Below are 14,277 nucleotides of genomic sequence, written 5' to 3'. Positions count from 1 at the left end.
TTGGGTCGATTTTTGCAACCCTGCGTCAAATTTTGTCTTTGCATTATGAAATGGTATTGCCTTTTAGTCTTTTTTACCAGCCTGTTTTTTCCGACCAGCGGCTATGCTCAACCGGCAAGTCCCGGCACTTGTCTGGAAAGCGGTATTGCCAATCAAAATAAGCTGGTTATGGTGTCTGAATCCAGCACTACCTTCACATTGAGTGCTTTAAATCAATTTGAAACGGCACAGGTTTATGCCAATAATATGCGCATGAATGTGCAGTCCAGAGGAGGGAAGTACCGACTTTATATAGCAGGAGAGCTGACCTTGCCTTCCGGCGTAACCACCCCAATCCCATTGAATAATTTTACCATTACACCTAGCATCATTAGCAGTAATGGAGCCACTAGAATCACTTTGAGTACACCGCGACTTTCGGCAGCTTATCAGCTCCTGACTCAGCGGAATAATGCAACCAATGCCGCTGGGGATGAATATTATTTCAGTATCAATCTTTCTGATATGAATACTTATGCACAGGCTCCGGGCAATTACACCCTTAAATTTCACTTTAGATTATGCCATTATTGATATGAAATTTTCCATAGTAATCATAGTTTTTCTCCTGGTTTCAGGAGGTTTATCGAAGCAGGTAAAGGCGCAGCGATACCTGAGTACCAATCGAACGGTGAGGCTTTATAAAGTATTGGATGTTTCCTTGAGTAGTACCAGTGCTGTATTTGATTTTTCAGCCCTAACTGATTATGATAATGGGATTTATAAAACGGGAATGATCACGGCTACCGTAAAAGCAAACGTGCCATGGAAATTGACTTTAACCCTCTCCAATAACATCCTTTCGCCACAAATTACGGCCACACCCATGCCGGCGACTGTAATTGGGATCAAAGCTTCCAGCTCTGGAACCTATACCAATGTGCAGAATAATGCGCCTTTTTTTGTGCAAAACAATCGGGGTTTATATGTAGTTCCCTTCGATCTGAGGGCCCTGCCTGCATTCCAATATCAAACCCAGGAATATGTTGGAGATTTTTATTTTACCATCTCAGATCAGTAGGTTTTAACTCAAAGCTATTTTATTATAGCGTGTATTATTTTCCCCAAATATACACGATGTGGGGAATGTGTGTAACGATATTTCTACGCTTATCACTTGATTTATAGGTGTATATACCTGTTTTTGGTGGCATACCATTTGTCTAGTCCCAGTACTATTATTCTATAACAAACTTATTACATGAAAAAAATTTTACTAAGTGTTGCAGTAATTTGCGCAACAGTTGCGGCAGTTAATGCTCAGGTCGCAACGGGAACCACCGCAACCCGCACTCAAAACATGAAGATCGTCATTAAAGAAGTATTTGATCTTGCTTTAACACCGGGTACTTTACAAACCATCAGCTTCGACGCCTTGTCGAACTATGATGCAGCAGGTGGAATTGAGCTGGCAGCAGCAAACACAGTCAACTATAAATCCAACCATTTATGGAAAGTAACTGCCATCGCAAATGCTCCTGAATTTGTTTTCGCTTCAACGGTAAACAGTAAAGTTGCTGACGCTTCTCCAATGCCAACTTCCGTATTGCAAATTCGTAAAACCGGCGGTACTTACCAGGCTTTACCTGCAAGTACCGGAGCTGCCATTACTGTAGCTTCAGGAACCCGTGGTGTAGGTAACTTTACCCTGGATTATAAAGCCGTACCAAGCTATACTTATCAAACTGGTGAATATACTATTGGCGTAGTTTATACGATGACCAACCAATAATAAACTTTCTGTGACCATCATTCAGTTGATGAAGAAAGCCCTCATGAGTAGGGCTTTCTTCATTTCCCTGGCTTTGCTATGCTTTGGATTTTTGTCTGCCAATGGCCAGGCTGTCAATGTTACTTTCTTGAAGGATACCGTAATACAGAATGGAAATACCTATAGTTTCAATACGGTTGTACTGAGGAATAGCTCTGCCCTTACCCGAAAATTGACCATTGCAGCAGAAGTTCCCGAAGGATGGCAACTGCTTTTCGATAATCGAAGAGTATTGGAGTTAGCGCCAAATCAAACGCTCACTTTGCCTTTGAGACTCGCTGCCGCAATACAATCCACTGCCGGTGTATACCCCATCCGTTTGTTGCTAAATGTGGCAGGATATACCGAAAGGACAAGCTATGCCTATATGGCTGTTGTTGGTGCTAATTCTAAATGGAGGGCCTCCTTGCTCAACCCCAATCTGGTGTTGTCAAAGGCGAATAAAGAACAAAGCTTCCAACTGTTGCTGAGTAATAAAGGCAATTCAACTGCAGAACTGAATGTACTTGTCAATACTTCGTTGACCCTGAATCAAGGAAAGAACAGAACAGTGAGTCTTATTGCCGGTAAGGATACGGTACTCAATTATAGCTTTTTGTTATCTCCAAAGTTGTTGGCTGATTTTAAAAATCAGGAGCTGACCTTACAGATTACCGATCAAAAGAAAGAAAATCAATTGCTGCTGCAAAAGATCAAAACCTTCGGAACAGTGTTCAGTGAAAACCCTTCCGCATGGTTTAATTTTCCTATGAGTGTTGAGTTTGTAGCGCAAAATTTTACCAATGCACAGAAAACGCTGTATCTGAATACCAACGGAAGATTAGACCTAGGGAAAGGACGCGATCTGAACTTTAATTATCGAACCGATAATTTTAACTCCCAATTGGATGGCTCCTCCAGATATGCCTACTTAAACTACCGCAGTAAACAATGGCTGCTTTCTGTAGGGGATCAGTCGGATTTTGGCGAATTCCTCATCGATGGAGTGGGCGCAAGAATAGCCTATAACAATGGTAGAGGCTACCGTGCAGAAGTATTAGGCCTGGATAGCCGTATGGGAGACGCAAAAATATTAAGCGGCACACAGGCCTTTGATTTTGCTGGGAATCAAACATTGGAAAATCAAACCATTGCCAGCTTCGACCGCGAAAATCAAATCAATAGCCTTCTTAATAAAAGTACCTACGACCTGAACTGGAATAAATACCACCACCTGATGCTTCGCGCGGGTATCAGTACAGAAGAATTTTACCACCCTACTCAATCTTTGAGGAGAAATGGAAGTAGTGTGGGCGCTAATTATCAATATTATGCTCCCAGGATTACAGCCAGATTTGGGCTAACGGCCACAGATGCCAATTACCCCGGAATCAATCGTGGATTACTACAATCCAACAACGAATTTACCCTCAACTTTAAACAGAGTTCCATAGGACTCCTCTTCGATTACAATGAACGTCAATTGAATCCTGCATTGGATACAGGAACATTAAAGCGAACTCTGCTTGGAGGGAGGATTGCCGAATATGGTTTTAAAACTGGCTGGAAGTTTAAAAAAGGATACCTGATGTTCATCACTTCGCTGGTCAATCAGAAGCATTCCTCTTCAGAACTGCTTCTCATCAGGTCTTTAAAACTGAACTTTAATACCAGTATAGAAATGGGGAAAGGTTGGACTGCCAGCTTCTCCGGGAATATGCTGCGGAATCATGTGGCAGATGATGCAAAATGGAAGGAGATGATGGAAGGAGATCCTACCGCTAAATCGGGCAAATATAGCCTGAATGCCTATGGAACACTAAGCGCCAAAAACTACGGGCTCTTTGCCCGCCTGGACAATGGACCTTCTTATTATTTCGACTTTATCAACTACCTGAGTAATGGCTATTCAACAAAGCGATTACAAATTGCACCCTATTATGAACGCTCCTTTTTAAATGAATTGCTACACTTTCGCCTGCAAATGGATTATACCAATGACAACTCCCTCTCCAGTTCAGAGTTCATGGCCAGGGGAGACCTTAGTCTGGATCTGAACGATAAAGGCCTCTCATTTCGCGTATTTGGTGCTAAAAATGTAAGAACAGTGCCAGGCAATAGAGCGGACTATATGAGCATGAGCATTCGTAAAAGCTTCCGGGTTCCGCTTCCTGGAATCAGACGCTTTGTGACCATGAAAGTACAGTTGTTTAAGGATGTCAATGCCAGTGGAATTTATGACCTTGGTGATGAACTGATTCCTGATGCCACCGTAACTATTGGTACACAGCAACTGCTGACCAACAAAAGAGGAGAGCTGAGCTATAAAAACATAGCCGCAGGAACCTATACCATAGACCTTAGTCAGGTAAATACACTAAAAGGATGGAGAGCCGCGAATGGCTTCCGACAAACTTTTGAACTGCAACAGAACCAAACTTTGTACATTCCTTTCCGCCATAGTCAATACCTGTCCGGGAAATTAAATGTAAAGAAAGACCCCCATTCCAATCAGATTTTTCGTCCCGGCAACATTAGGATCATGATCAGCAACTCTAAAGGAGAAAGCTTTAGTACCCTGACCACCGAAAACGGCGAATTCTTTATGAACCTCCCTCAGGATACTTATAAAGTAAGAATCAATACCGATCTGTTTGAAGAAGATTTCCGCTTACTAGAAGATACTTTTAATGCAGATCTGCTCCATAAAAACGCTGAACATATCGTTTTTGAACTCCGGGAGCGGAAGCGACAGATCAATATCCGGAAGCAAAACTAATCCCTCATTTCGAGACCCCAACCAACAATCATTTTATTTTGCTAAAACTATTTATATATTCGTTTACGGGCTATTACCAGAGGTTGCGATTTAGGATCTTTGTAGTATATTGCCTTTTTAAAATAGCATCATTACAACCAAATATTTTTTCGAAATGAGAAGAAGATCATTTATTCAAAAAGCAGGCCTCCTTGGGGCAGGGTTAATGGCCAGCGACCTGGTATCTTTTGCTGCTGCACCAGATTTATCCGGTTCAGCCTCAACTTTTCCAACGGTAAGGGTTCCCCTTGCTTCACGTCATTTCAACAGTAAAGCAGTAGAAAGCGCGATCACTGAGTTTTCTGCCAATGTGAAAAACAAAGAAATGGCCTGGTTATTTAATAACTGTTTCCCAAATACTTTAGATACCACCGTAACTTATACAGAAAAAGCTGGTAAACCTGATACTTATGTGATTACTGGTGATATTGATGCCATGTGGCTTCGTGACAGTACAGCACAGGTTTGGCCATACCTGCCATTCCTTAAAAAAGATAAACCTTTGAAAAATCTGGTAAATGGAGTGATCAATCATCAGGTGAAATGTATCCTGAAAGATCCATATGCCAATGCGTTTTACAATGACCCGAATAAACAGGGAGAGTGGAAAAACGATGTAACGGATATGAAACCAGGTTTACACGAACGTAAATGGGAGATCGATTCTTTATGTTACCCAATCCGTTTAGCCTATCGCTATTGGAAAGAAACCAATGATACCACGCCATTTGATGCAGATTGGCAGTCATCTGTAAAACTGACTTTAAAGACTTTTAAAGAACAGCAGCGTAAAGAAAACGATGGTCCTTACTCTTTTCAACGCCATACCTCATGGGCTACTGATGGAGTTCCAATGATGGGATATGGCTATCCGGTAAAACCAGTCGGATTGATCTGTTCTACCTTCCGTCCAAGTGATGATGCAACAGTTTTCTCTTTCCTGGTTCCTTCTAATTTCTTCGCAGTAGTGAGTTTAAAACAAGCTGCAGAGATCTTTAGAGCGATAAAAGCAGATGAGCAAACCGCTAAAGACCTGGATGCACTGGCTATTGAAGTTCAAAATGCACTACAGAAATATGCCGTATTTAACCACGAAAAATATGGCAAAGTATATGCCTTCGAAGTGAATGGAATGGGCAGTTACAACATCATGGATGATGCCAATATCCCAAGCTTACTGGCATTGCCATACCTTGGAGCTGTTGCTGCGGATGATCCAATCTATCAGAATACCCGTAAAATGATCCATTCTCTGGATGATAACCCATTCTTCTTTAAAGGAACTGCCGGCGAAGGAATCGGTGGTCCACACATTGGTAAAGACATGATCTGGCCAATGAGTATCATCGCCAGAGGCCTTACGAGTTCTGATGATAAAGAAATTAAATTATGCCTGGATATGCTGCAGAAATGTCACGGTGATACCGGTTTTATGCATGAATCCTTCCATAAAAATGATCCTAAGAAGTTTACCAGAGCCTGGTTTGCCTGGACAAATACTATCTTCGGAGAGTTTCTTTGGAAAACATATAAAGAAAGACCACATCTGTTAGCATAACCAAAATATTATACCTCCAACAACGCCTCCGGAATTAAATTTCAGGAGGTGTTGTTATTTCAGACTGCTCCAAAAACCTGCTCCAAGGCCCTGTTAGGCTTGAATAAGGATGCTTCCAATGCCGTCAAATTGTTAAAGTAATCGCGTTCTTGATTTGTTTAGCAAAAAAAACAACATGTACTTCTAAATGTTATATTTGTTATAGGGCATGAGATCTGCCCTCAATAGATTGATCATTCCCATGAAAATACCCAGTCTACCATTAGCCGAAAAAGAACGAGTGCAAGCGTTAAAAGGCTATCAAATTCTGGATTCTCCAGCCGAGAAGGAGTTTGACAGAATCACAGAATTGGCCTCCATGATTTGTGAAAGCCCGGTTTCCCTCATTGCCCTACTAGATGAAAACCGACAATGGTTTAAATCAAAACAAGGGATTGCCGAAATGGAAACAACTAAGGAAATCGCGTTTTGTCAATATACCATTCTAAAGGATGCGCTCTTTGAAATAGAAGATGCAACAAAAGACGATCGTTTTAAAAATAGTGTGCTGGTAACCGGTTACCCCAATATCAGGTTTTATGCGGGCTATCCTCTGATAGATCCATTAGGCTATGCAATCGGCTCGCTATGTGTTTTGGGTCCGGAACCTAAAGTGCTGACCAATGTGCAAAGAGATACGCTTACCTTACTCGCCAAACAGGCCATGATGCTCATTGTGAGCCGTAGAGAAAAGGCAGAACATCAGTATTTTGATCAGCTATACGAGTTGTCAAATGACCTCATCTGTATTGCCGGTCTGGACGGGTTCTTTAAAAAAATCAACCCAGCATTTGAAAAAATCCTAGGGTGGAAATCAGCACAGCTGATGTCCCATAGCTTTTTAAGTCTGGTTCATCCAGACGATCTTGTGGATAGCTTTGAGGAAATGGAAAAACTCAGTGCCGGAAAAAGTACCACTAATTTCGTGGCCCGTTTTTTAACGGCCAGTGGAGAATATAAAGTGCTGCAATGGACCGCAACACCAGAGCCTGGAACGGATCATGTATTTGCGATTGCCAGAGACATCAGTGTCGAAAACGAAAGGGATGAAAAGATCCGGTTAAGTGAAAATAACATGCGCTCTTTCTTTGAAAATTCTCAGGGACTCATGTGTACCCATGATATGAAAGGCACTTTTCTCTCCGTAAATATTGCAGGAGCATTGCTATTGGGTTATGCTGCCAATGTGCTTTCCGAAATGACCCTGTATGACCTGACTACGCCGAAACAACAGCCTTTTGTAGCAGGTTACCTGAAAGAAATGGAACAGAAAGGAAGGTCTTCTGGTTTGATGACCATCCTGCATAAAGATGGGTCCTCCCGGGTGTTATTTTACAATAATGTGGTCGAGCATGACCTGTACGGACAAAAATATGTGATCGTTAATGCCATCGATGTTACTGAGAAACACCGTCTGGAAAGAGAACTGGAGAGAACCACAAAAATGTTGGAACAAACCAGTGAGGTGGCTCAGATTGGAGGTTGGGATCTTGACCTCATTCATCAAAGCCTGACATGGACGGAAATTACCAGACAAATCCATGAAGTGCCCTGTGATTTTGAGCCTAAACTCGAAAGCGCCTTGCTGTTTTATAAAGAAGGACCGCATCGGGACAATATCAAAGCCGCCGTAGCAAGGGCGATGGAACTAGGTGAATCCTGGGACCTGGAATTACTGCTCCAAACAAATACAGGAAAGGAAATTTGGGTGCGTGTACTTGGGCATTCAGATTTTGAAAGAGGACTCTGTAGACGTCTCTATGGAACATTCCAGAATATAGATGAGAAAAAACGTGCGGAAATAGCCCTTTCTGAAGAAAAGGCAAGGCTTTCCGCTTTTGTAAGTCATGCGCCGGCTGCAGTTGCCATGCTGGATAGCAAACTCTGTTATATTGCAGTCAGCAACCGATGGCTCGAAGAGTATCAGCTGCAAGGAACAGACCTCTACGGTAAAAGCCATTACGATGTGCTACCGGGCGTGAGTCGCCATCGTATGGATGTTCACCAACGCTGCCTACAAGGAGAAGTAATCACAAATGAAACCGATATCTGGAGACCAGAAGGCTGGGATCATGACCAATACCTCCGCTGGGAGCTAAGACCATGGTATCAGTTTGATGGAGAAATTGGTGGCATCATGATCTTTAGCCAGGACATTACCGAGAGTAGTAAACAAGGCCAGGAACTGAACAAAGCCAAAGAACAGGCAGAACATGCCAGTATGGCGAAATCAGAGTTTCTAGCCAATATGAGCCATGAAATTCGGACGCCACTCAATGGGGTCATCGGATTTACAGACCTGGTGTTAAAAACGGAATTGAATCCCATTCAGGAGCAATACCTCACCATCGTGAATGAATCTGCAAATGCCTTATTGGGGATTATCAGTGATATTCTTGATTTTTCTAAAATTGAATCAGGAAAGCTGGAACTCGAGATTGAGAAGTGCGACCTCTATGAATTGGGCCATCAGGCGATCGATATCAATATGTACCAGGCGCAAAGGAAAGCATTAGAAATTAAATTCAATATTGATGAAATGTTGCCCGGCTTTATATGGACAGATTGGGTTAGGCTTAGGCAAATATTGATCAACCTGCTGAGTAATGCAGTGAAGTTCACAGAAAAAGGGGAAATAGAGCTTAAAATAACCACACTAGCCCCAAGAGTAGGAGACATGATGAAGATTCGTTTCCAGGTAAAAGATACCGGAATTGGAATTAAATCTGATAAGCAGGGTAAAGTGTTCGAAGCCTTCTCCCAGGAAGATGGTTCTACCACCAAAAGATATGGAGGAACAGGACTCGGACTGAGTATTTCCAATCAGCTTTTGGGCCTAATGGGAAGCAAGCTAGAACTAGTCAGTTGTCCGGGGACGGGCAGTACTTTCTTCTTTGACCTCCTGCTGAAAGTTGAAGATGCATCGCCAGAGGATTGGAATACTGATGCAGTCATGAAGAAAAACCTGTTGAGCAAGGGAAAAGATACCCTTAGGACAAATATGGAACGTAGTCCGCAGCTTCTTCATGTACTCATCGCCGAGGATAACCTGATCAATATGCTACTCGCCAAAACCATTGTGAAAAGAATAGTTCCAATGGCCCAGGTTCATGAAGCAACAAATGGATTGGAATGCCTGGCCCATTGTAAATTACAAGTTCCGGACCTGATCCTGATGGATGTTCAAATGCCCGAAATGAATGGCTATGAAGCCACGGAATACCTTAGGAACGAATTAGACCTGCTCGATGTACCGATTATTGCACTAACGGCAGGAAACGTGAAGGGAGAGCGGGAGAAATGCATCATTTCAGGAATGAACGACTTCCTGTCAAAACCTGTGCTGGAAGAAGAAATCGCCCAGGTATTCAAAAAATGGCTGAAATAAGGAAGGCGGTTTAAACAAGAGGATATCTCTCGTTTAAACCGCCTTCAAGTATAAAAACTGATCAGATCAGTTTTTTATTTAGAATGCGAAACCTACACGTAATCCAGTGATTACACTTGGACTGATGCTAGTGTTGCTTCCTGCTGATTTATGTTTAACAGTAGTAGTAGTACCACCAATAGTAGTTTTAGTCTCTGATTTACCTTCTTTTTCATAAGAAAAACCTAAACCTGCTTCAACACCTAAGAATAAGCGTTTTGCGATGTAATAATCCGCACCAATAACTCCACGAAGACCGATAGAAGTATAGCTAGGCGCTTTAGCTTCGATGAAAGTTCCGTCTGCATAAGCTCCTGCTGATGCACCAGTGATTACTGCGTTATCAGTTTTAACTTTCGAAGAACCTGTACCGAAAAGAAGGTCAGCACCAACATATGGAGATAAACGTGAAGAACCTGCAAAGTGTTTCTCAACACCTAAGTTGATCAATACTTTAGTAGCTGATTCATCGATAGAGCCTTTTTTACCAGCATGTTGCGTGTTGTCAAGGCCATATACGTTAGTTTTGTCATTTGTAGACTCTACATTGAAACCTAAACGGAAAGCAAGGTTTTCTTTTTGGAAATAACGGAAACGTAACATTCCAGCACCGTCATTCAGTTTGAAGTTTGTTCTGTTGATACCACCAGTTAAACCAAACTCAGTAGTCACGTCACCCGCAACTGGTTTAAGATCTTGTGCTTGTGCTGCAGCTCCGAAAAGTGCAAGGCCTGCGATAAGTAATCCTTTTTTCATAATTGTGTTTTTATTGTTAAATAGATGTTAATTAACTAAAAAATTAAGGTTGCAAAAGTAGTCTTAATAGAATTTATTGTGTCAATTGAATGTCATTACCTGTATTTTTGTAGCTAACTAGCTGAATGTCTGTTTGATTTTTTACACTAAGCTGTTGATCTTAGCGCTTGAATATCTGACTAATTAATTAAGGATGTCAGCCCTATTTAAGGAATAACTTTCAGAGATATAGTAATTTATTTGTCAGAAATTATGTGTTTAAACGCGGTTTTTGTGTTTATTAAGGAATTCTGGATTTCAATTGTAATACATTTCTATTAATATTTTTTTAAGAAAACAAAAAGAGAATTTTTGTGTTTCTCAACCCTCATTAAAACACATTGAAGCCTTATTCAACCGTTTGCGCGGAAGGATAGTGTGCTCTCTTTGTTATTATCGTATAGAGAAAACATTTATAACAGCTATTTTGCAGTGTTGAAATTCTTAGTGTACGCTAAGTTCTTGTGCTTAGGGGGTTAGGTGTTTGGTCTGGGAGAAGGGATTGTACTTGGACGCTGAGTTAGACTCGGTAATTTCGTTATCCGGCATACTTTTGCACAACCGTTTGCGTAAACCGAAGGCCTTTAAAGTACTTTAAATCGTGATTACTATACGTAACATTGATTTAATTATTCTTTAACAACCAAATCAATAATGAAAAAAAACCAACTTTTTAAAACCACAGGGATCTGGGTTTTAATGGCAGTAATGCTCCTGTTTGTGCAGGATGCCTTAGCTGTGGTTAAGCCCCGGGCTCAAAAAAACAACGTGAGGACTAACCTTGCCGATATCGTTGTGAAAGGAACTGTAAAAGACAGTCAAGGCCCCTTACCGGGCGTAACGGTAAGTCTAAAATCAGCGCCTGGTCGTGGAACCAGTACTGATGCAAACGGAAATTTCTCAATCAGTGTACCAGAAGACGGTGTATTGGTATTCAAAATGCTAAGCTATACGCCGCAGGAAATTCCGGTAAATAACCAAAAACAAATCAATGTTACTTTAATTACTGAACCTAATAACCTGGATGAGGTAGTGGTAGTAGCTTACGGTACACAGAAAAAATCCAGCTTAACTGGTGCTGTGGCCACTATAAGCCCAAAAACTTTAGCTAACAGACCAGTAACCTCGGTTCAGAATGCTTTACAGGGAGTAACACCGGGCTTAACAATTTTACAACGCCCTGGCGATGTAGGTCGTCGTGCTGATGGAACTTCAAATGGTACAGGTACCATTGCAATTCGTGGAAGAAGCAGTCTTTCAGCTGGTTCTGGGCCAATGTATATCATTGACGGTATTCCAGCAACAGCTCAGGAATTCGCAACATTAAACCCATTGGATATTTCTAACATGTCTGTTTTAAAAGATGCAGCTTCAGCATCACTTTATGGATCAAGGGCTGCTAATGGTGTAATTGTGGTAACGACAAAGAGAGGTTCAGGAGATAGAACAACCATTCAGTTCAATGCCAACTATGGCTGGCAGACTGCAGCATATCTGCCTAAATTTGTAAATTCTACGGATTATGCTTTGTTATATAATGAAGCGTTGACCAACGGAGGCGGAAAAGCAAAATATACGCCTGAGCAAATTGAATTGTTTAGAAATGGTTCTCAGCCAGATCTTTATCCAAATACAGATTGGTACAAAGAAGCACTAAGAAAAAGCGCACCACAAAGCGAGGTAAGCTTGAATATTAATTCTCCGGGTAAAATTACCAGCACCTATTTAGGTGTAACTTATATGGGGCAGGAATCTTTAATTCCAGGTAAAAAACAAGACCGTATGGTGGCTAAACTGAACACAGACAGTAAAATAGTCCCAGACTTGTTGAGCATCGGAACAAATATCTCTTTCATCAACCAGAACTATTCTCGTGAAGGAGAAGCCCTATCCTGGACGGAATTGAGTCGCTCTCTGCCAATTACAGTGTTACGCCAATCTAATGGCGCATGGGGATCAATGAGTGGTGGTACAGAATCTGCAGGTAATGCCGGACGTAATCAGATTCGTCGATTGCAGGAAGGTGGAAGCTCATGGGATAAAGATAATTACTTGCAAACGGCAGTAAATGCGAGCTTAACACCTTTAAAAGGGCTTTCCATTAATGGATTGGCTTCCTTAAAGTATTTTAACAACAACTCCTGGGCTTTTGAAAGTACAATGAAGCCTATTATAGGTTACCAGAGTAAGAAGGAATTGGGAGCAACTGGAAATCCGATTAATGAGATGAAGGAATACTGGCGCAAGCGACAAGAAGTATTGGTTCAGGGAACGGTAGATTACCAAAAAACTTTTGGCGATCATTTCGGTAAAATTATTGTAGGTGCCAGTCAGGAAAGTAACGTCAGCAGAGATGCGTTTCTGGGTAGAAAGAATTTTCCTAATGATGACATGACAACTGTAGGAAGTGGTTCTGCTAATGGTGACGACATCAGTAATGATGATGATGGTGCAGCCAATCGTACGTTGCAAACAGAATGGGCATTACGTTCTTTCTTTGGTCGTTTTAACTATGCATACAAAGATAAATACCTATTTGAGGCCAATGCAAGGATCGATTATTCTTCCCGTTTCCGTGAAGATCTGCGTCGTGCAGTTTTCCCTTCTTTCTCGGCCGGATGGTTGGTAAGTAAAGAAGATTTTATGCAGGACATCAAATGGATCAGCAACTTGAAACTTCGTGGATCTTATGGTTCATTAGGAAATCAGGATGTGGTAAAAGTGGGTAACTATTATAACCTGCTGGATATCGGATATGAATATAGCTTTGAAAATAATGCGCAAACAGGTGTTGCTCAGAATGTGATTTCTGATCCATTAGCAACCTGGGAAAAGGTATATATGACCGATTTCGGTATTGATGCAACTTTCTTCAATGGTAAGTTAGATTTAGTGACTGATTACTACATTAAGGATACCAAAGATTTATTGGTTCGTATCCCTCAACAGGCAACCATAGGGGTGGCTTTCGATAAATTACCATTGTCTAATGGTGCTTCTACCAGAAACAAAGGTTTTGAGATTGGTTTAACTTATAATGATCAGATTGGTGATGATTTTAAATTCAGCATCGGTGGAAATTTATCAGTAATCAAGAATACAATCACTTCATTAGGTAGAGGTGATGATGCTTTTGATGGCTTATTTATTCAGAGAGTTGGACAGTCTATTGGTTCTTACTATGGATATATCGCAGATGGTTTATTTGTAGATCAGGCAGATATCAACAACCATGCAGTTCAGGAGATTGCTCCAAAACCTGGTGACATCAAATACAGAGATATCACTGGTGATGGAAAAGTGACCTCAGAAGACCGTACCATTATTGGTAATGATGTGCCTTGGTTAAACTATGGTTTCAACTTCAATGCTGCTTACAAAGGTTTTGATCTTGGCATATTGACCTACGGTGTAGGTAATGTGGAAACTTACTTCTCTGAAGAAGCAGCATATCCTTTCTTTAATGGCGCAGGTGTTAAAACTGCATGGGAAAACAGATGGACCGCAGGAAATCCAGATGCAAATGCGGATTTTCCTCGTATCCTGACTTCAAATGACGGTGCCCAAAACTATACCAAAACCTCTTCTTTCTGGTTGTTCAATGCTTCTTATTTCAGAATCAGAGCAATTACTTTAGGATATACCTTTAAACCGGAAATGATTAAAAAACTAGGAATGACGAATCTTAGAGTGTACGGAAGTGCGAATAACCCTTTCACATTCATGGCTGATAAACGCTTGAAAGATTTTGATCCGGAAATGGCTTCAGGCCGTGCAGGATACCCAGGTATGAAAACCTGGTCGATAGGTTTAAGTGCAGCGTTTTAATCGTTATGATAAAATTTAAAATT

At 41.3% G+C, this 14,277-nt stretch carries 8 protein-coding genes; 7 read left to right on the top strand and 1 reads right to left on the bottom strand.

The genetic code is table 11. The annotated features are described in order from the left end of the window. Positions 1-45: 45 nt before the first annotated feature. The 6 genes from R2S10_RS11810 (at position 46) to R2S10_RS11785 (ending at position 9,592) form a co-directional block, all read left to right on the top strand. On the top strand, positions 46-573 hold the full coding sequence (locus R2S10_RS11810; RefSeq protein ID WP_316840642.1) for a hypothetical protein: 528 nt from the start codon (positions 46-48) through the stop codon (positions 571-573). A gap of 1 nt (position 574) precedes the next feature. Beyond that, positions 575-1,060 carry a hypothetical protein gene (locus R2S10_RS11805; RefSeq protein WP_316840641.1) on the top strand — a complete coding sequence of 162 codons (486 nt, stop codon included), beginning with the start codon at positions 575-577 and terminating at the stop codon, positions 1,058-1,060. Between the two features lie 180 nt (positions 1,061-1,240). Further along, the gene (locus R2S10_RS11800; protein ID WP_316840640.1) at positions 1,241-1,771 is read left to right on the top strand and encodes a hypothetical protein; all 531 of its coding nucleotides are present in this window, start codon (positions 1,241-1,243) and stop codon (positions 1,769-1,771) included. Positions 1,772-1,799: 28 nt separating this feature from the next. Next, on the top strand, positions 1,800-4,568 hold the full coding sequence (locus R2S10_RS11795; RefSeq protein ID WP_316840639.1) for an NEW3 domain-containing protein: 2,769 nt from the start codon (positions 1,800-1,802) through the stop codon (positions 4,566-4,568). 154 nt (positions 4,569-4,722) lie between these two features. After that, positions 4,723-6,165, top strand: a complete 1,443-nt coding sequence (locus R2S10_RS11790; RefSeq protein WP_316840638.1) for a glycoside hydrolase family 125 protein — start codon at positions 4,723-4,725, stop codon at positions 6,163-6,165. A gap of 241 nt (positions 6,166-6,406) precedes the next feature. Then, positions 6,407-9,592 (top strand): PAS domain S-box protein, encoded by a 3,186-nt coding sequence (locus tag R2S10_RS11785; protein WP_316840637.1) that lies wholly within the window; start codon positions 6,407-6,409, stop codon positions 9,590-9,592. Between the two features lie 78 nt (positions 9,593-9,670). On the opposite strand, the gene R2S10_RS11780 is transcribed toward R2S10_RS11785, so the two are convergent. Beyond that, on the bottom strand, positions 9,671-10,387 hold the full coding sequence (locus tag R2S10_RS11780; protein ID WP_316840636.1) for an outer membrane beta-barrel protein: 717 nt from the start codon (positions 10,385-10,387) through the stop codon (positions 9,671-9,673). Between the two features lie 693 nt (positions 10,388-11,080). On the opposite strand from R2S10_RS11780, the gene R2S10_RS11775 reads away from it, so the two are divergent. Further along, complete coding sequence (locus tag R2S10_RS11775) at positions 11,081-14,254, top strand: TonB-dependent receptor (RefSeq protein WP_316840635.1); 3,174 nt, start codon at positions 11,081-11,083, stop codon at positions 14,252-14,254. Positions 14,255-14,277: the final 23 nt, after the last annotated feature.

The organism is Pedobacter gandavensis (genome assembly GCF_032678745.1).
Lineage (GTDB): Bacteria > Bacteroidota > Bacteroidia > Sphingobacteriales > Sphingobacteriaceae > Pedobacter > Pedobacter gandavensis_C.
This window is presented reverse-complemented; position numbering and strand designations above follow the sequence as displayed.

Coding starts and splice junctions, on each gene's coding strand:
- R2S10_RS11810 (WP_316840642.1), top strand. CDS start 46: ATGAAATGGTATTGCCTTTTAGTCTTTTTTACCAGCCTGTTTTTTCCG.
- R2S10_RS11805 (WP_316840641.1), top strand. CDS start 575: ATGAAATTTTCCATAGTAATCATAGTTTTTCTCCTGGTTTCAGGAGGT.
- R2S10_RS11800 (WP_316840640.1), top strand. CDS start 1,241: ATGAAAAAAATTTTACTAAGTGTTGCAGTAATTTGCGCAACAGTTGCG.
- R2S10_RS11795 (WP_316840639.1), top strand. CDS start 1,800: ATGAAGAAAGCCCTCATGAGTAGGGCTTTCTTCATTTCCCTGGCTTTG.
- R2S10_RS11790 (WP_316840638.1), top strand. CDS start 4,723: ATGAGAAGAAGATCATTTATTCAAAAAGCAGGCCTCCTTGGGGCAGGG.
- R2S10_RS11785 (WP_316840637.1), top strand. CDS start 6,407: ATGAAAATACCCAGTCTACCATTAGCCGAAAAAGAACGAGTGCAAGCG.
- R2S10_RS11780 (WP_316840636.1), bottom strand. CDS start 10,387: ATGAAAAAAGGATTACTTATCGCAGGCCTTGCACTTTTCGGAGCTGCA.
- R2S10_RS11775 (WP_316840635.1), top strand. CDS start 11,081: ATGAAAAAAAACCAACTTTTTAAAACCACAGGGATCTGGGTTTTAATG.